16 protein-coding genes are annotated in these 18,141 nt (G+C 64.4%); all 16 read left to right on the top strand.

The features are described 5' to 3' along the window. Positions 1-226 precede the first annotated feature (226 nt). The 16 genes from leuC to purF all read left to right on the top strand — a co-directional run bounded on the left by leuC (position 227) and on the right by purF (position 17,999). The gene (leuC, locus tag ACEN8U_RS01305; protein ID WP_013591375.1) at positions 227-1,636 is read left to right on the top strand and encodes a 3-isopropylmalate dehydratase large subunit; all 1,410 of its coding nucleotides are present in this window, start codon (positions 227-229) and stop codon (positions 1,634-1,636) included. Between the two features lie 5 nt (positions 1,637-1,641). Continuing rightward, positions 1,642-1,800 (top strand): entericidin A/B family lipoprotein, encoded by a 159-nt coding sequence (locus ACEN8U_RS01300; protein ID WP_013342061.1) that lies wholly within the window; start codon positions 1,642-1,644, stop codon positions 1,798-1,800. 86 nt (positions 1,801-1,886) lie between these two features. Continuing rightward, positions 1,887-2,540 (top strand): 3-isopropylmalate dehydratase small subunit, encoded by a 654-nt coding sequence (leuD, locus tag ACEN8U_RS01295; RefSeq protein WP_013591376.1) that lies wholly within the window; start codon positions 1,887-1,889, stop codon positions 2,538-2,540. Between the two features lie 35 nt (positions 2,541-2,575). Beyond that, positions 2,576-3,643: a 3-isopropylmalate dehydrogenase gene (gene leuB / locus ACEN8U_RS01290; RefSeq protein ID WP_310112199.1), complete on the top strand. Its 1,068-nt coding sequence runs from the start codon at positions 2,576-2,578 to the stop codon at positions 3,641-3,643. Positions 3,644-4,063: 420 nt separating this feature from the next. Next, entirely contained in the window at positions 4,064-5,185 is a 1,122-nt protein-coding gene (asd, locus tag ACEN8U_RS01285; RefSeq protein WP_310112196.1) for an aspartate-semialdehyde dehydrogenase, read from the top strand. Between the two features lie 140 nt (positions 5,186-5,325). Beyond that, the gene (locus ACEN8U_RS01280) at positions 5,326-7,644 is read left to right on the top strand and encodes a FimV/HubP family polar landmark protein (protein ID WP_310112193.1); all 2,319 of its coding nucleotides are present in this window, start codon (positions 5,326-5,328) and stop codon (positions 7,642-7,644) included. Continuing rightward, entirely contained in the window at positions 7,641-8,453 is an 813-nt protein-coding gene (gene truA, locus ACEN8U_RS01275; protein WP_310112190.1) for a tRNA pseudouridine(38-40) synthase TruA, read from the top strand. The genes ACEN8U_RS01280 and truA overlap by 4 nt, the downstream gene beginning before the upstream one ends. After that, entirely contained in the window at positions 8,450-9,178 is a 729-nt protein-coding gene (locus tag ACEN8U_RS01270; protein WP_310112208.1) for a phosphoribosylanthranilate isomerase, read from the top strand. The genes truA and ACEN8U_RS01270 overlap by 4 nt, the downstream gene beginning before the upstream one ends. Positions 9,179-9,232: 54 nt before the next feature. After that, positions 9,233-10,426 (top strand): tryptophan synthase subunit beta, encoded by a 1,194-nt coding sequence (trpB, locus tag ACEN8U_RS01265; protein WP_014972747.1) that lies wholly within the window; start codon positions 9,233-9,235, stop codon positions 10,424-10,426. A gap of 11 nt (positions 10,427-10,437) precedes the next feature. Further along, positions 10,438-11,349, top strand: coding sequence for a site-specific DNA-methyltransferase (locus tag ACEN8U_RS01260; RefSeq protein ID WP_310112188.1), 912 nt, complete (start codon positions 10,438-10,440; stop codon positions 11,347-11,349). Positions 11,350-11,446: 97 nt separating this feature from the next. Beyond that, the gene (gene trpA, locus ACEN8U_RS01255) at positions 11,447-12,259 is read left to right on the top strand and encodes a tryptophan synthase subunit alpha (RefSeq protein WP_310112185.1); all 813 of its coding nucleotides are present in this window, start codon (positions 11,447-11,449) and stop codon (positions 12,257-12,259) included. Between the two features lie 79 nt (positions 12,260-12,338). After that, entirely contained in the window at positions 12,339-13,211 is an 873-nt protein-coding gene (gene accD, locus ACEN8U_RS01250) for an acetyl-CoA carboxylase, carboxyltransferase subunit beta (RefSeq protein WP_013591385.1), read from the top strand. A 278-nt stretch (positions 13,212-13,489) separates the two neighbouring features. Next, the gene (gene folC / locus ACEN8U_RS01245; RefSeq protein WP_310112182.1) at positions 13,490-14,800 is read left to right on the top strand and encodes a bifunctional tetrahydrofolate synthase/dihydrofolate synthase; all 1,311 of its coding nucleotides are present in this window, start codon (positions 13,490-13,492) and stop codon (positions 14,798-14,800) included. A 29-nt stretch (positions 14,801-14,829) separates the two neighbouring features. Then, a complete protein-coding gene (locus ACEN8U_RS01240; RefSeq protein ID WP_310112179.1) occupies positions 14,830-15,798 on the top strand; it encodes an SPOR domain-containing protein in 969 nt (322 codons plus the stop codon). Between the two features lie 8 nt (positions 15,799-15,806). Beyond that, positions 15,807-16,301 (top strand): CvpA family protein, encoded by a 495-nt coding sequence (locus ACEN8U_RS01235; RefSeq protein WP_013342048.1) that lies wholly within the window; start codon positions 15,807-15,809, stop codon positions 16,299-16,301. A 147-nt stretch (positions 16,302-16,448) separates the two neighbouring features. Continuing rightward, positions 16,449-17,999: an amidophosphoribosyltransferase gene (gene purF, locus ACEN8U_RS01230; protein ID WP_014972752.1), complete on the top strand. Its 1,551-nt coding sequence runs from the start codon at positions 16,449-16,451 to the stop codon at positions 17,997-17,999. Positions 18,000-18,141: the final 142 nt, after the last annotated feature.

Below are 18,141 nucleotides of genomic sequence, written 5' to 3'. Positions count from 1 at the left end.
AAAAGCCTGCTGTAAAACCCACGCCGGTTCATGCCGTGCGTGCCTTGTCCGGTCGGGTACGCCGCTGCCGCAAAGTTGCCGGGTGCCGCCGATACAGGTATCGACACTACCACCCAACTCACTGTTTTTTATCGCTTTTTTCGATGGCGGGGCAGCCCACGGCGCGACTTCGCGTGGCATAATCGACCGACACAGTCAGCCCGCAGTCATTACTACCCCGCATACCATGGCACAGACTCTCTACGACAAATTGTGGAACACGCATGTGGTCCACACGGAAGAAGACGGCACGACGATTCTTTATATCGACCGTCACCTGCTGCACGAAGTCACGAGCCCTCAGGCGTTCGAAGGCCTGAAGCTGGCTGAGCGTCCCGTGTGGCGTATCAGCGCGAATCTGGCCGTGTCGGATCACAACGTGCCGACCACGGACCGCAGCCACGGCATCGCCGATCCCGTCTCGAAGCTGCAGGTCGACACGCTGGACTCGAATTGCGACGCCTACGGCATCACGCAGTTCAAGATGAACGATCTGCGTCAGGGCATCGTGCATATCATCGGGCCGGAGCAGGGCGCCACGCTGCCGGGCATGACCATTGTCTGCGGCGACTCGCACACGTCCACGCACGGCGCGTTCGGCGCGCTCGCGCACGGCATCGGCACGTCGGAAGTGGAGCACGTGCTCGCCACGCAAACGCTCTTGCAGAAAAAGAGCAAGAACATGCTGGTGAAGGTGGAAGGCCAGTTGCCGCGCGGCTGCACGGCGAAAGACATCGTGCTCGCGATCATCGGCAAGATCGGCACCGCGGGCGGCACCGGCTACGCCATGGAGTTCGGCGGCTCGACTATCCGCGCGCTCTCCATGGAAGGTCGCATGACCGTGTGCAACATGGCGATCGAGGCGGGCGCCCGCGCCGGCATGGTCGCTGTGGACGACACCACCATCGAGTATCTGAAAGGCCGGCCGTTCTCGCCGGAAGGCGCGGAGTGGGACGTCGCGGTCGAGTACTGGAAGCAGTTCAAGTCCGACGAAGGCGCGCATTTCGACCGCGTGGTCGAATTGAACGCGGCGGAAATCGTGCCGCAGGTCACCTGGGGCACGTCGCCGGAAATGGTCACCGCAGTCGACGGCCGCGTACCCGACCCCGAGCGCGAGAAAGATCCGGTCAAGCGCGACGCGATGGAACGCGCGCTCAAATACATGGCGCTGGAGCCGAATGCGCCGATCGAGTCGATCAAGCCGGATAAAATCTTTATTGGGTCGTGCACCAACGCGCGCATTGAAGACATTCGCGCCGCGGCCTATGTCGTGAAGAAGCTTGGTCGCCGCGTCGCACCGAACATTCGCCTCGCCATGGTCGTGCCGGGCTCGGGTCTCGTGAAGGCGCAAGCCGAACGCGAAGGCCTCGACAAGGTGTTCACCGAGGCTGGCTTCGAATGGCGCGAGCCGGGCTGCTCGATGTGCCTCGCCATGAACGCCGACCGGCTGGACCCGGGCGAGCGTTGCGCGTCCACGTCGAACCGCAATTTCGAAGGTCGTCAGGGCGCCGGTGGCCGCACCCATCTGGTCAGCCCCGCGATGGCCGCCGCAGCGGCCATCGAAGGGCATTTTGTCGATATTCGCAAGCTGGGATAAATCGCATGATGAACAACATGAATCGCACTACTCTTCTGCGCCGCTTCGCGCTGGGTGCTCTGGCTGGGTTGCTGCTCGGTCTCACCGGCTGCAACACGGTGCACGGATTTGGGCAGGACATGTCGCACCTCGGCAATTCGATCAGCAATCACGCTGAGAAATAACCGGTTTTTGATTTTTGCCGGCGGCGCGGCGAGCGGCTTTCATGCCGCCGCGCGCGTCGCCCGGTCCTGAAACAGGCGCAAGCGTCATGGATAAATTCATCGTACACACCGGCGTCGTGGCGCCGCTCGATCGCGAGAACGTCGACACGGACGCGATTATTCCCAAGCAGTTCCTGAAGTCAATCAAGCGCACCGGCTTCGGCCCGAATGCGTTCGACGAGTGGCGTTATCTGGATCACGGCGAGCCGGGTCAGGACAATTCGAAGCGTCCGCTGAATCCGGATTTCGTGCTGAACCAGCCGCGCTATCAAGGCGCTTCCGTACTCCTCGCGCGTAAGAACTTCGGCTGCGGCAGCTCGCGCGAACACGCGCCCTGGGCGCTTCAGCAATACGGCTTTCGCGCGATCATCGCGCCGAGTTTCGCCGATATTTTCTATAACAACTGCTTCAAGAACGGGCTCCTGCCGATCGTGCTGAGCGAACAGCAAGTCGATCACCTGTTCAACGAAACGTACGCATTCAACGGCTTTCAGCTGACCATCGATCTGGAAGCACAAGTGGTGCGCACGTCGGACGGTGCGACCGAGTATCCGTTTGAAGTCGCGGCATTCCGCAAATACTGCCTGCTGAACGGTTTCGACGACATCGGCCTCACGCTGCGTCACGCCGACAAAATCCGCCAGTTCGAGGCCGAGCGCATCGCGAAGCAGCCGTGGCTTGCTCACCGCATCGTCGGCTAAGACTGAAAGTCTGGAAAAATCATTAAGGAATTCGCATGAAGATCGCAGTGTTGCCGGGCGACGGCATTGGTCCCGAAATCGTCAAGGAGGCCGTCAAGGTCCTGAACGTACTCGGCGAAAAGTTCGAACTGGAAGAAGCACCGGTCGGCGGCGCGGGCTATGAGGCGAAGGGTCACCCGCTGCCCGATTCGACGCTCGCGCTCGCGAAGGAAGCCGACGCGATCCTGTTCGGTGCCGTCGGCGACTGGAAGTACGACAAGCTCGAGCGCGCGCTGCGCCCGGAGCAGGCCATTCTCGGCCTGCGCAAGCATCTGCAATTGTTCGCGAACTTTCGCCCGGCCATCTGCTATCCGCAACTGACCGGCGCTTCTTCGCTGAAAGAAGAGATCGTGTCGGGCCTCGACATTCTGATCGTGCGTGAACTGAACGGCGACATCTACTTCGGCGCGCCGCGCGGCGTGCGTGAAGCGCCGGACGGGTTGTTCGCCGGCTCGAAGGAAGGCTTCGACACCATGCGTTATTCGGAGCCCGAAGTGCGCCGCATTGCGCACGTCGCGTTTCAGGCGGCGCAAAAGCGCGGCAAGAAGCTGACTTCCGTGGATAAAGCCAACGTGCTCGAAACGTCGCAGTTCTGGAAAGACGTGATGATCGACGTCTCGAAAGAATACGCGGACGTCGAGCTGTCGCACATGTATGTCGACAACGCCGCCATGCAGCTCGTGAAGGCGCCCAAGTCGTTCGACGTGATCGTGACCGGCAACATGTTCGGCGACATTCTCTCCGACGAAGCCGCCATGCTCACGGGCTCCATCGGCATGCTGCCGTCCGCCTCGCTCGACAAGAACAACAAGGGCTTGTACGAGCCGTCGCACGGTTCAGCGCCGGACATCGCCGGCAAGGGCGTGGCGAATCCGCTCGCCACGATTCTGTCGGCAGCCATGATGCTGCGCTATTCGCTGAACAAGGCGGAGCAGGCGGACCGCATCGAAAAGGCGGTGAAAAAGGTGCTCGAACAGGGCTACCGCACCGGCGACATTCTGACGCCCGGCTGCAAGCAGGTCGGCACGGTCGCCATGGGCGACGCCGTCGTCGCTGCACTGTAAGCACGGCTCCAAGGCGGCTCGCGCGCGGCTGTAGGAAACCGCGCGCGGCGCTGCGGCGCTGCGGCGGCGTTTAAGGCAGCGCTGATTGAGTCGTTAAAACGATCTTTAATACGCGAATCGGCTCGCAAATGCCGATTCGCAGGCAATACGGACGGCAGCGGCAGACAACGACGTCGCCGGATTCCGGTTTTCGTGTATATTGTAGCGATGGCACACATGGCTCAAATCTCCACGATTTCGAAACTGCACGGCAAAACGGCCCGTGTGGTTGAGCTCGCCATTACCACCCAAGCGCTGATTAAAACGATTACCCCGAAAACGATCACGAAACGCTGATCGTCCGTCGTGCCCGCTCATCTTCCCCGCGCGGTCACTGCGGGCAAAGATGCGGGGAAGTTTCCATTCGAAGGGTATGAAGTCATGAACGTAGGTCTCGTAGGTTGGCGCGGCATGGTCGGCAGCGTCCTGATGCAGCGCATGCAGCAGGAAGGCGATTTCGACTTGATCGAACCGGTGTTTTTCAGCACCAGCAACGCGGGCGGCAACGCGCCGTCGTTCGCCAAAAACGAGACCAAGCTCAAAGATGCGACAAGCATCGAAGACCTGAAGAAGTGCGAAGCCATCATTTCCTGCCAGGGCGGCGACTACACGAACGAAGTGTTCCCGAAGCTGCGCGCGGCCGGCTGGAACGGCTACTGGATCGACGCGGCTTCGTCGCTGCGCATGAAGGATGACGCGGTCATTATTCTCGATCCGGTCAACCTGGACGTGATCAAGAACGCGCTGGTCAAGGGGCAGAAGAATTTCATCGGCGGCAATTGCACGGTCAGCCTCATGCTGATGGCGCTGGGCGGCCTGTTCCGCGAAAACCTGGTCGAGTGGATGACGGCCATGACGTATCAGGCCGCGTCAGGCGCGGGCGCGCAGAACATGCGCGAACTGCTCTCGCAAATGGGCACGCTGCACGGTGCAGTGAAGAACGAACTCGCCGACCCCGCTTCGGCGATTCTCGATATCGACCGCCGCGTGCTCGAAGCCATGAACAGCGACAGCATGCCCACGGACAACTTCGGCGTGCCGCTCGCCGGCTCGCTGATTCCGTGGATCGACAAGGACCTCGGCAACGGCATGTCGAAGGAAGAGTGGAAGGGCGGCGCCGAAACCAACAAGATTCTCGGCAAGCCGGCCATGGGCACGTCGGGTTCCATTCCCGTGGACGGCCTCTGCGTGCGGATCGGCGCCATGCGCTGCCACTCACAGGCGCTCACCATCAAGCTGACCAAGGACGTGCCGCTCGACGAAGTGAACAGCATCCTCGCTTCGGGCAATGACTGGGTCAAGGTCGTGCCGAACGAGCGCGAAGCGTCGATGCGCGATCTGTCGCCGGCAGTGGTCACCGGCACGCTGACGGTGCCGGTCGGCCGCACCCGCAAGCTGGCCATGGGCGGCGAATATCTGTCGGCGTTCACGGTTGGCGACCAGCTGCTGTGGGGCGCAGCCGAGCCGCTGCGCCGCATGCTTCGCATTGTGCTCGACAAGTAAAGTAAACTACGCGCTCACGACGCGTAGAAAACTCAAGAAGCGTCGCGCTTGCGCGGCGCTTTTTTCATTTGTGTGCTCCGATTATCTTGTCTCTTTATAACCGCAAAAAAGGGCCGCGCGCTGACGCGCCAGGAGTCCCGATGAATTTTCGACTCTCTTCCCTTCGGGCCGTGTTTGGGCGCCCACGTACCGGCCGCCTCGCGGCCGCCGCTGCTTTGGCGTGGATGCTGACGAGCGTGGGCCTGGGCAGCGCATGGGCCGCGCCCGCCGAGGCCGCAAGCGCGCCCGACGGCGCCGCTGCTTCTGCCCCGTCTGCGTCTTACGCGTCCGGCGGGCAATATACGGTCAAGCCGGGGCAGTCGCTGAACGACGTGGCGATTGCCGTCACGCAATCGCACGACCGGGCCACACTGGCTCGCGCGGCGCGCGCGTTGTTCGACGCGAACCCGAACGCATTCATGGGCCATGATCCGAGCCGGATGCGCCTCGGTGCCCAGCTCACCGTGCCGCCGCTCGACGCGTCGGGCGCGGTGGCTGCGTCGGCGGGCGCTTCGGCGCCGGCGGCTGTCAGCGGGTCGTCGGCGAATGCTTCGGTTGCGGCTCCCGCGAGCGGCGCCGCGCAAGGCAATGCGGCGGCGAGTGCGACAGGCGCGACGGGCGCGGAAACTCCTGCGACGCAAGCTGCGGCGCCCGCCGCGCCTGCGCCTCAAGCTACCGCCAGCGCGGCGACGGACGCCGGTTCGGCTGTCTCCGGCGGCGCGGTGTCGTCGGTCCCTGCCGCGGGTTCACAGGCGGCGTCCGCCGCGAGCGGCACGCATGTGTGGGCCGGATCAGTCCAGCCGTCGGCAAGCGAGGCTGCCGCGACCGGCGCGTCGCAGCCGCGCACGCAGGTGTCGAGCTTGCAGCAGCTGCTCGCGCTCAAGAATCGCGTGCTGATGGAATTGCAGAAACACGGCATCGGCGGGGCGCCGGCGGCTCGGGTCGCTCCGTCGGCGAGCGGCGTGCAACCGGCGGCGGGCGCATCCGCTGCGGCTGTCGTGCCGGGTCACGCGGGCGCCGCTCTTGCCACATCGAACGAAACCGGCCTTTCGCAGACGAACCTCGCGGTGGGCGCGGCAATCGGCGCCGCGCTGGTGGTGCTGCTGACCGCCTTGCGGCTCGGCCGGCGCAAGCGCGAGCGGCTGGCAAAGGCGCAGGAAGCGGCGGCTTCCGCGAACGCAGCGGCGGGTGGAGAGGTCGCGCCGGCGGCTTTCGTTGCTGCTCGTGGCGACACGGCTAACCGCGACGAACGCGAGGCAGATCTCAGTGCCGCCTCCGTGCAGCATGCGGCCACGGCAGCTGCTGCAGAGCGCGAAGCGGCTGAAGGTGACGCGGCCGCTCGCGAAATGTCGGAGCGGCTTGATGCGGAACGCGAGGCGGAAATCCGCACGGCGACCGCTCGCGAGAACGAGGCGCGCGAAGCCGCAGAACGCGCGGCAGTGCAGGAGCCGTCATCGGAACATGCCGCTCAAGAGCCGTCGCACGAGGCAGCCGACCGCTTCGCCGCGGGGCATCCGGCCGAGCTGGGGGAGCCGCCGAGGGCTTTCGCCGCGTCCGATACGGAGCCGGCCGCAGAGCCGCCCGCGCCGGAGCACCTCACGGCCTTCGAGCAAAACGACGCAGCGCCCGAAGAACTCCGCGACAACCTGCATAACGCGACGACAACCGCAAGCCTCGAGGCCGCCGCCGAGCTAGGCGCCGACGCCTTGCCGCGGGCGCCGCTGGAGCCATTGAACGACGGGTGGGAGCCCGAGCCGCTTTCGCATCGTCTGCAATGGGACGACGAACCGTTGCCGCCGGAGCCGATGGAACCGACCATTCCGCAAGCCCCGGCCACGACCGCGCCAGTCGCTGACGACGAGTTCGGCGCGCCGGTGCGCGAGGAATCGCGCCCGGCTGCGTCGACGGAATTCCCGCGCGACGCTGTCGATGCATTCGGCAGCCTGGACATGCCCTTGCCGCCGCGAGTCGGAGCAATGGCCGGCGACACCGCGGGTGCGCCGCAATCGCTGAGCAGCCAGCCTGTGGCGTCGCCGGAAGCGACTGCATGGCGGGCCGTTCCGCCGCCGCCGGGCGCCGACGAAGCTCCGCATGCCGCCGACGAAATCGCGGCCGGCACCGCCGGCCGTGGCGCTGTGGCCGGCCTGGGTGCCGGCAGTCTCGGCACCGCAGGCTTCGGCGCGCTGAAGCTCGACTTCGACCTGGAGCTGCCGCCAGGGCCGACAGAGCCGCTGCCCGTATTCACGCCGGCGGATCTTGCCCGCATCGCCCGCAACAAGCTGGATCTTGCCGCCGAGTACATCGAGCTGGGCGATCTGGCCGGCGCGCGCACACTGATCAACGAAGTGATCGAAGCCAACGATCCGGCCACGCGCAACGACGCTCGCGCGCTGCTCTCGACGCTCGCTCCGTTGTCGTGAAGCGGATTGCGCTAGGCGTTCAGTACGACGGGTCGGCGTTCTGCGGGTGGCAGTCGCAGCCGCACGGCAACACGGTTCAGGACGAGCTCGAGCGGGCCCTGCGCGAATTTGCGCAGATGCCGGTGCAGACCGTCGTCGCGGGTCGGACGGATACGGGCGTGCACGGCCTCGGCCAGGTCGTGCATTTCGACACGGAGCTGGAACGGGCCGACATCTCATGGGTGCGCGGCACAAATTCGTTTTTGCCGAAAACCATCTCCGTCCAATGGGCGAAGCCGATGCCCGAAGCGTTCCACGCGCGGTTTTCCGCGTTCGAGCGCACTTATTACTATGTGCTGTACGTGCATCCGGTGCGTTCGCCGATGCTCGCGGCGCGCGCGGGCTGGGTGCACGCGTCGCTGAATATCGACGCGATGCGGGAAGCTGCGGTGCATTTGATCGGCGAACACGACTTTTCGGCGTTTCGCTCGTCGCAATGCCAGGCGAAAACGCCGGTCAAGCATCTGTATCAGATCGACATTCAGCAACAGGGCGACTTCGTCCACTTCCGTTTCCGGGCCAACGCATTCCTGCACCACATGGTGCGCAATGTGATGGGATGTCTGGTGTACATCGGCAAGGGACGTCGCCCGGTGCAGTGGATGGCGGAAGTGCTCGAAGGCCGCGACCGCGAATGGGCCGCGCCGACGTTCATGCCGGACGGCTTGTATCTCGCGCAGGTAGGCTATCCTGAGCACTTCGCCGTGCCCGCGCCGCAGACCGGCAGTGTACCGTGGAGCACCGTATGGAACGACCAGACCTGGACATGAGTACGACCGACAACTTCGTCACTGAAAACTCCGCGTCGATAGCGGCCACCGGCGGCGAGCAACAGGCGGCGCCGCGGCGCACGCGGATCAAACTGTGCGGCCTCTCGAAACCGGCCGACGTGGAGCACGCCATCGGCCTCGGCGCCGACGCGATCGGCCTCGTGTTCTATCCGCCGAGCCCGCGCTCGGTGAGCATCGCACAGGCCGTGGAACTGGTGCAGGATGTGCCGCCGTTCGTGTCGGTGGTTGGTTTGTTTGTGAATCCCTCGCCGGACTGGGTGCGCGAAGTGGTCAGCAACGTCGGGCTTTCGCTGTTGCAGTTTCACGGCGACGAGACGGCGGACCAGTGCGAATCGCTCGCCGGCATTGCGGGTTTGCCTTGGTTGCGCGCGCTGCGCGTTGCGGCGGATACTCAGTCGGCCGATTTGGTAAAATCGGCTCTCAACTATTCAGGCGCCAATGGCTTTCTATTCGACACGCATGTCGAAGGCTATGGCGGCGGCGGGAAGGTTTTCGATTGGTCACTTATTCCAGCAGAGCTCGCGCCTCGGGCCGTTTTGAGTGGTGGGTTGAACGCGCAAAACGTCAGTGATGCGATCCATCGCGTGCGCCCGTACGCGGTCGATGTCTCGAGCGGCATCGAAGTGCCGGGCGCCAAGGGCGTGAAAGATCACGCCCGGATGGCGGCGTTCGTACGCGCGGTGCGCGCGGCGGATGCCGGATGATTCCGCGGCGCGGCGCTCCATGAGCGCGCCGCGCGCCACGAAAGAGTGATCCACATGTATAACTTGCCTGACGAAAGAGGCCATTTCGGCCAGTTTGGCGGCGTGTTCGTCGCTGAGACGCTGGTTCACGCACTCGACGAGTTGCGTGCCGCCTACGAAAAATTCTCCAAAGATGCCGGGTTTATCGCCGAGTACGAGCGCGAGCTGAAGTACTTCGTCGGCCGGCCTTCGCCGATTTATCACGCTCAGCGCTGGAGTGAACTGCTCGGCGGCGCGCAGATTTTTCTGAAGCGCGAAGACCTGAACCACACCGGCGCGCACAAGATCAATAACGTGATCGGCCAGGCACTGCTTGCCAAGCGTATGGGCAAGCCGCGCGTCATCGCGGAAACGGGCGCGGGGCAGCACGGCGTGGCCACGGCCACCATCGCGGCGCGCTTCGGCATGGAATGCGTGGTCTACATGGGCGCCGAAGACGTGCGCCGCCAGGCCGCCAACGTCTACCGCATGAAACTGCTCGGTGCCACGGTCGTGCCGGTCGAATCCGGCTCGCGCACGCTGAAAGACGCGCTGAACGAGGCCATGCGCGATTGGGTGACCAACGTCGAAAACACCTTCTACATTATCGGGACCGTGGCCGGGCCGCATCCGTATCCGATGATGGTGCGCGACTTCCAGCGCGTTATCGGCGATGAATGCAAGGTGCAGATGCCCGAGCTGATCGGACGACAGCCGGACGCGGTGATCGCGTGCGTGGGCGGCGGATCGAACGCGATGGGTATCTTTTATCCGTACATCGACGATAGTTCGGTGCAGTTGATCGGCGTGGAAGCGGCCGGGGACGGCATCGAGTCGGGGCGCCACGCGGCGTCGCTGATCGGCGGCAGCCCCGGTGTGCTGCACGGCAACCGCACATACCTGCTGCAGGACGAGAACGGCCAGATCATCGAGACGCATTCGGTGTCGGCAGGCCTCGACTATCCCGGCGTCGGGCCCGAGCACGCGTGGCTAAAAGAGAGCAACCGCGCGCAATATGTCGGCATCACCGACGAAGAAGCGCTCAAGGCGTTCCACGACTGCTGCCGCATCGAGGGCATCATTCCCGCGCTGGAGTCGAGCCACGCGCTCGCGTACGCCACGAAGCTCGCGCCCACGCTCGGGAAGGACAAGCACTTGCTGGTGAACCTGTCCGGCCGCGGCGACAAGGACATGCATACGGTCGCCGAGCGATCGGGCATTCAATTCTGAGCGCCGCCGAGATGCGCGACGAGTTCGACGAGCCCCAGCCGGCGACGAGTGAGTTGACGCCGGCCGGGGAGCTTCTGGCGCCCGAGGCGCCTGCGCTGCTGTTGCCGCAGGTGCCCGCGGGCATCCAGTTGTTGAACCGCGATTTTCTAACCGATGTAGCGAATATTCCCGACGGATCGATCGACCTCATCCTATGCGACCCGCCGTACGGGCTCGGCAAGGATTACGGCAACGACTCCGATATGCGCACGGGCGACGATTTCCTCGCCTGGACGCGTGGCTGGCTCGAGCTTGCCATTCCGAAGCTCAAGCCGTCGGGCTCGCTTTATATCTTCTGCACGTGGCAGTACGCGCCGGAAATCTTCAGTTTTCTGAAGACCCGGCTCCTCATGATCAACGAGATCATCTGGGACCGGCGCGTGCCGAGCATGGGCGGAACCACGCGCCGGTTCACCTCGGTGCACGATAACATCGGCTTTTTCGCGGTGTCGAAAGATTATTACTTCGACCTCGATCCCGTCCGCATCCCGTATGATGCCGCCACGAAGAAGGCGCGTTCGCGTAAATTGTTTGAAGGGAGCAAGTGGCTGGAGCTTGGCTATAATCCGAAGGACGTCTGGTCTGTGTCGAGGCTGCACCGGCAACATGCCGAACGCGTCGATCATCCTACGCAAAAGCCTTTGGAGATTGTCGAGCGAATGGTCCTGGCCAGTTGTCCGAAGGGCGGCCGCGTGCTCGATCCCTTCATGGGCAGCGGCACTACCGCAGTCGCTTGCGCCCGGCAGCAACGCGAATTCGTCGGCTATGAGATCAATGAAAGTTACTGCGCGATAGCGCGCGAACGCGTCAGCGCCGCGGCCGCCGCGCCTGCCAAGCGCCGGCCGGTCAAGGTCAAAGCGCCCCGGCAGGCCGAAGTGCAGTGACCGGGTGCAAAACCGCGTGCCGAACCGCGTGCAATACCGAATGCAATAAAGCGACCCGCGAAGCGCCGAGCGCAGTAGCTCAATCGAGAACAACTCCATGTCCCGTATCAAAAACACGTTTGCTGCGTTGTCCGAGCAGGGCAAAAAAGGCCTGATTCCTTTCATGACGGCGGGCGACCCCGACCCCGCCCGCACCGTCGAATTCATGCACGCGCTCGCCGCCGGCGGCGCGGATGTCATCGAACTCGGCGTGCCGTTTTCGGACCCGATGGCCGACGGGCCGGTGATCCAGCAGTCGTCGGAACGCGCATTGGCGCACGGCGTGTCCTTGCGCCACGTGCTCGCCGACGTCAAGCGGTTCCGCGAAACCAACCAAACCACGCCGGTCGTGCTGATGGGCTACGCCAATCCCATCGAGCGCATGGGCACCGAAGCCTTTGGCGAGGCGGCGACGGAAGCGGGCGTCGACGGCGTGCTGGTGGTGGACTATCCGCCGGAAGAATGCGCTAACTTCGCGGAAAAGATGCGTTCCGCCGGGATCGATCCGATCTTTCTGCTGGCGCCCACGTCGACGGACGAGCGCATTACGGAAGTCGGCAAGATCGCGAGCGGTTACGTCTACTACGTGTCGCTAAAAGGTGTGACCGGCGCGGCAAATCTGGACGTTTCCAGCATCGCGAGTAAAATCCCGGCCATCAAGTCGCGCGTGCCCCTGCCGGTCGGCGTCGGTTTTGGCATTCGTGACGCGGAAACGGCGCGTCTCGTGGCCGAAGTTTCCGACGCGGTGGTGATCGGCAGCCGTATCGTGCAATTGCTCGAGCAGGCGGCCCCCGAAACCGCCGCCGAGACGCTGAGGCGTTTCGTCGCCGAGGTGCGCGAGGCGCTCGATAGCGTCGCGACTGCCCGATAACAGTCATTTTGTCGTCTGTCGTGCGAGCGGCGGGTTCGTCCCGCCGTTTGTGCAACCGTTGACCCGAGAAGGATTTCCTATGAGCTGGCTCGATAAGCTGCTGCCGCCAAAAATCAAACAAACCGACCCGAAGAGCCGCAAGGGGATTCCGGAAGGCCTGTGGATCAAGTGCCCGTCGTGCGAGGCCGTGCTGTATCGCAACGACGTGGAGGCGAATCTGCATGTGTGCCCGAAGTGCGATCACCATATGCGCATCGGCGCGCGGGAGCGGCTGGACAGCCTGCTGGATCCGGAAGGCCGTTACGAAATCGGCCAGGAAATTGTCCCGGTCGACGCGCTCAAGTTCAAGGACAGCCGCAAGTATCCGGACCGCCTGAAAGAGGCGATGGACGACACCGACGAAACCGACGCCATGGTCGTCATGGGCGGCGCGATCCATACGCTGCCGGTCGTGGTGGCCTGTTTTGAGTTCTCTTTCATGGGCGGCTCGATGGGCTCGGTGGTCGGCGAGCGCTTTGCCCGCGGAGCGCAAAACGCGCTCGAGCAGAAAGTGCCGTTTATCTGCTTCACCGCATCGGGCGGCGCGCGGATGCAGGAAAGCCTGCTCTCGCTGATGCAAATGGCGAAGACCACCGCGATGCTCACCAGGCTGTCCGAGGCCAAGCTGCCGTTCATCTCCGTGCTGACCGACCCGACCATGGGCGGCGTGTCGGCGAGCTTTGCGTTCCTCGGCGACGTCGTGATCGCTGAACCCAAGGCGCTGATTGGCTTTGCCGGCCCGCGCGTGATCGAACAGACCGTGCGCGAGAAGCTGCCGGAAGGCTTCCAGCGCGCCGAATTCCTGTTGACGAAGGGCGCGATCGACATGATCGTGGACCGCCGCAAGCTGCGCGAGGAACTTGCTCAATTGATGGCGTTGCTGAGCCACCAGCCGGCGGACGCCGTCGCCTGAGTCGTCTAGCCGCCAAAGCCGCCAAAGCCAGCATCGCGCCGGCCTTCGCGCCGCGCCGGGCTCGCCCAGAGCAACGCGCCCGGCCGGCGCGCGGCCAGCACCGGGTGGCTGGCGCCCACCGCTCACCCGCGTCAAAAATCCCCACAAAACAGCGCGCCGCATGAGCAATCAAGCGGCGCGCCGTCATTTCCGGGATAATCACGGTCTCACATAGTGCGCGAGGCGTCATCCCGCGCATGTTTGCCATACCGCTCAATGATTGACTCGCGATTCACCCGATGACCACATTCCCCACCCTCGACGCGTGGCTCACGCATCTCGAATCCGCGCATCCCGTCGGCATCGACATGGGTCTCGCGCGTATCAGCCAGGTGCGCGACGCAATGCAGCTGTCGTTTGCGTGCCCGGTCATCACCGTGGGCGGGACGAACGGCAAGGGTTCCACGTGCGCGATTCTCGAGTCGATCCTGCTGCGCGCGGGGTTCACCGTGGGTTGTCATACTTCGCCGCATCTGCTGGCGTTCAATGAGCGCGCGCGGATCAACGGCCAGATGGCGAGCGACGCCGAACTGCTGCCGCACTTCGAGAAAGTCGAGGCCGCGCGATTGAGCCTCGCCCAGCCGGTCTCGCTGACTTATTTCGAATTTACGACGCTCGCGATCATGAGCCTCTTCGCGTCGCGCGGACTGGACGCCGTGATTTTCGAAGTCGGCCTGGGCGGGCGCCTCGACGCGGTGAACATTCTCGACACCGACTGCGCGATCATCACCAGCATCGACATCGATCACACCGAATATCTCGGCGATACGCGCGAGAAAATCGCGCTGGAGAAGGCCGGCATTTTCCGCGCCGGCAAGCCCGCCATCTGCGCGGACCCGGTGCCGCCGCAGACGCTGATCGACTATGCCGAGCAGATCGGCGCCGAATTGTGGCTATTCGGCCGCGATTTCCGCTACGAAGGCCAGGCCGGCAGCGAGCGCCAGCAGTGGAGCTACGTCGGCCCGACGCTGCGGCGCTCGGCCCTCGCCTACCCGGCGTTGCGCGGCGCGAATCAGTTGATCAACACGTCGGCTGCTCTCGCCGGTCTGGAAGCGTTGCGCGACCGCTTGCCGGTGTCGGCGCAGGATATCCGGCTCGGCCTCGCCAATGTCGAATTGCCGGGCCGCTTCCAGGTGCTGCCGGGCAAGCCGGCAGTCGTGCTGGACGTCGGTCACAATCCGCACGCGGCGGCCGTGCTCGGCCAGAACCTCGGCAATATGGGCTTCTTCCCCTACACCTACGGCGTGTTCGGAATGATGGGCGACAAGGACATTGCCGGCGTGCTCCAGCATCTGAAGGGCGAAATCGATCACTGGTGCGTGACCGATCTGCCGACGCCGCGCGCGGCATCGGCGGAACAGCTCGAAGCCGCGTTGCGCGGGCAGGGCGTGGAAGACAGTACCGACAGCAGCGTGACGCGCTATGCGACGCCGGCCGAGGCGTACCAAGATGCGCTAAAACGGGCGTCAGAGAATGATAGAATTGTGGTTTTCGGCAGTTTCTATACGGTAGCGGGTGTCATGGCCTACCGTAAATCGCAGCAACACTGAACGGGCGCCACGCTCGAACCAAGCGATTCATGGGAATTTTCTCGTTCGGCAAGAAAGACGACGCGCCCAGCCGGCGCGGCGCAAACACCAGTTCCACCCGGGCCGCCCGTAGCGAGCGCGTGGAGCGGCGGACCCGCCGCACGGAGCGCACCGTCGACGCCGATGCGATGCTGCTCGACCCTACGTTGCCGGAAAAACAGCGCGCGCGGCGCCGGCTGGTCGGGGCGATCGCCATGGTCGTGGCCGCAGTGGTCGTGCTGCCCATGGTGCTCGACTCGCACCCGAAGCCCGTTACCGACGACATTTCCATCGACATTCCGAGCCGCCCCGCGCCCAGGCTGACGAAGCACGAGGTCGACACGCAGGCGGGCGTCGCGCCGGATAATCCCGCGCCCGACGCCGCGCTCGCGGCTTCCAGTCTCGCGCCCGCCAGGATGGCCGCGCAGGCGCAGTCCGGCGCCGTGAGCGGCGATGTCCGGCAGGACCGGCAGGACGCCAGGCAGCAAACCCAGGCCAACACGAATTCGACGCCCGCCGCGAAGCCCGCTGGCAAACCGCAACCGCCGGCCGTGGCCGCCAACGCCTCACCCACGCCCACGCCGACGCCCGCCACGCCGGCGGCCCCGGCGGCGGCAGCCAAGCCCGCGAATAAACCGGCCGCCCACAGCAACGCAACGGCCGCAGCGCCGTCTGCGGACGAAACCAGCGTCGCCGCGAGCGCTGACGCCAATTCGGGCACGCCCGCGTCGCCGCCGGGCAGCCGTTTTGCCGTGCAATTGGGCGCTTTCGCCAACGAAGCGAATGCCCGTAATTGGGCCAGCAAGTTGAAAGCGGCCGGTGTGCCCGCATATATCGAACATCGGAAGCAGGCTGACGGCACGACGCTCACGCTATTGCGCGCCGGACCGTTCGCGGATCGCGCGGCGGCGAGCGCCGCGATTGCGAAGGTTCGCGGAGCGGGCCTCGCGTCGGGCACGACGAGCGGCGCGGCGCAGTAAAGCGAGCGATGTTCACGGCCTTCGACTACGCTGTAATGGCGGTGATCGGTTTGTCGGCCTTGCGCGGCACATGGCGCGGGTTTTTGTCCGAAGTGTTCGGGCTGATCGGTTGGATCGCGGCGTTTTTCATTGCTTGCCGCTTCGTCGGTTATGTCGTGCCGTATATCCCGTCCACGTGGCCGGGCGGCGCGCTGACCCAGTGGCTGCTGGCTTTCGCGCTGGTGGCGATTGGCGTGGTGCTGGTCGCGAGCGTGCTGAACGCGCTGCTGTCGCGCATCGTGCAGGCCACGGGCCTGAGCGGCGTGGACCGCTCGCTCGGTTTGATGTTCGGCCTCGTGCGAGGGGTCGTTCTGGTGCTGATTCTGGTCGCCCTTGCAGGCCTGACCGAACTGCCCCAACAGGAATTCTGGCGCAACGCCTTGCTGCGGCCCTATGCGGTGGAAGGCGTGCACGTAATGAAACCGCTGCTTCCGGAGACGCTTGCTGCCTACGTCCGCGTGTGACGATCAGGTGAGCGGCCAAGGAACGCGGCACGACTCCGGCGTAATCCGGTTGCCCTGGCATCATGTCGCGAACCGTCGCGTCATATCGCGCGCAGTTCGCGAGGCACCGGCCGCTCTGACGAATTTCGTACCTTTGAAGGACATGCCATGTGCGGCATCGTAGGCGTAGTTTCCCATTCTCCGGTCAACCAGCTGATCTATGACAGCCTGCTGCTTCTGCAGCACCGCGGTCAGGACGCCGCCGGCATCGCGACAGCGAACGGCAGCAATTTCCACATGCACAAGGCCAACGGCATGGTGCGCGACGTGTTCCGCACGCGCAACATGCGCAGCCTGCCGGGCAATAGCGGCATCGGCCAGGTGCGCTACCCGACGGCCGGCTCGGCGTCGAGCGAGGAAGAAGCGCAGCCGTTCTACGTGAACGCGCCGTTCGGCATCATCCTCGCGCACAACGGCAATCTGACCAACTGGCAGCAGTTGAAAGATGAGATGTTCCGCATCGACCGCCGCCACATCAACACCAATTCCGACACGGAAGTGATGCTCAACGTGCTCGCGCACGAATTGCAGCTGTCGAGCTCGGGTTTGCAGCTCGATCCGGCGGCGCTTTTCAAGGCGGTGTCGGGCGTGCATCGCCGGGTGCGGGGTTCGTATGCGATCGTCTCGCTGATCGCCGGTTACGGCCTGCTCGGTTTCCGCGACCCGTTCGGCATCCGGCCGCTGTGCCTCGGCAAGCTTGAAACGCCGGAAGGCGTCGAGTGGATGCTGGCGTCGGAATCGGTGGCGATCGAAGGTATCGGTTTTGAGTTCGTGCGCGACGTGGCGCCGGGCGAGGCGGTGTTCATCGACCTGGACGGCAACGTGCATTCGCAGCAATGCGCGGCCAATCCGAGCCTGAACCCGTGCATATTCGAACTCGTGTATCTCGCGCGTCCGGACTCGGTGCTCGACGGCGTGCCCGTCTACAACGTGCGTTTGCGCATGGGCGATTATCTCGCCGAGAAGATCAAGCGCGAGTTGCCGGACGTCGCGATCGACGTCGTCATGCCGATTCCCGATTCGTCGCGCCCGGCCGCGATGCAGGTCGCGAAGAAGCTGGGCGTGGAGTATCGCGAAGGCTTCTTCAAGAACCGTTATGTCGGCCGCACGTTCATCATGCCGGGCCAGGCGGTGCGCAAGAAGTCGGTGCGCCAGAAGCTGAACGCCATGGGCATCGAGTTCAAGGGCAAGAACGTGCTGATCGTCGACGACTCGATCGTGCGCGGCACCACGTCGCATGAAATCGTGCAGATGGCGCGCGACGCCGGCGCGAACAAGGTGATCTTCGCGTCCGCCGCGCCGCCGGTGAAGTTCCCGAACGTCTACGGTATCGACATGCCCACGCGCGGCGAGCTGGTCGCTCACGGCCGCTCGGACGAGGAAGTGGCACGCATGATCGGCGCGGACCATCTCGTGTATCAGGACGTCGAGGCGCTCAAGCAGGCCGTGCGCGACATCAACCCGGCATTGAAGGAGTTTGAGGCGTCGTGCTTCGACGGCAACTACGTGACCGGCGACGTGACGACGGAATACCTGGACCGCATCGAAACCGCGCGTCTCGCGCCGTCCTCGCAATCGGATCGCGACGCCGCGAGCGAAGCCATCGACGGCGGTGGCCCGGCGCGCTCGCAACTGCACCTGCAATTGTCGGTAGGCTGACGTCGTCAGGCCTCGTAGGTAAGGCCGGAAGCATCAAGCCCGCTTGTCTCGGCGCGAAAGCGTCGACGCAATGCGGGCTTTTTTGTTGCCATTGTTTTATGCGTGGGTTAAGCGGGAGTCTGCGCGAGCCGTGTAGGCCTGA

It is taken from the genome of Paraburkholderia phenoliruptrix (assembly GCF_047325075.1).
GTDB classification, from domain to species: domain Bacteria; phylum Pseudomonadota; class Gammaproteobacteria; order Burkholderiales; family Burkholderiaceae; genus Paraburkholderia; species Paraburkholderia phenoliruptrix.
The sequence above is the reverse complement of the archived record's forward strand: the minus strand, read 5'-3'. Positions and strand labels throughout refer to the sequence as shown.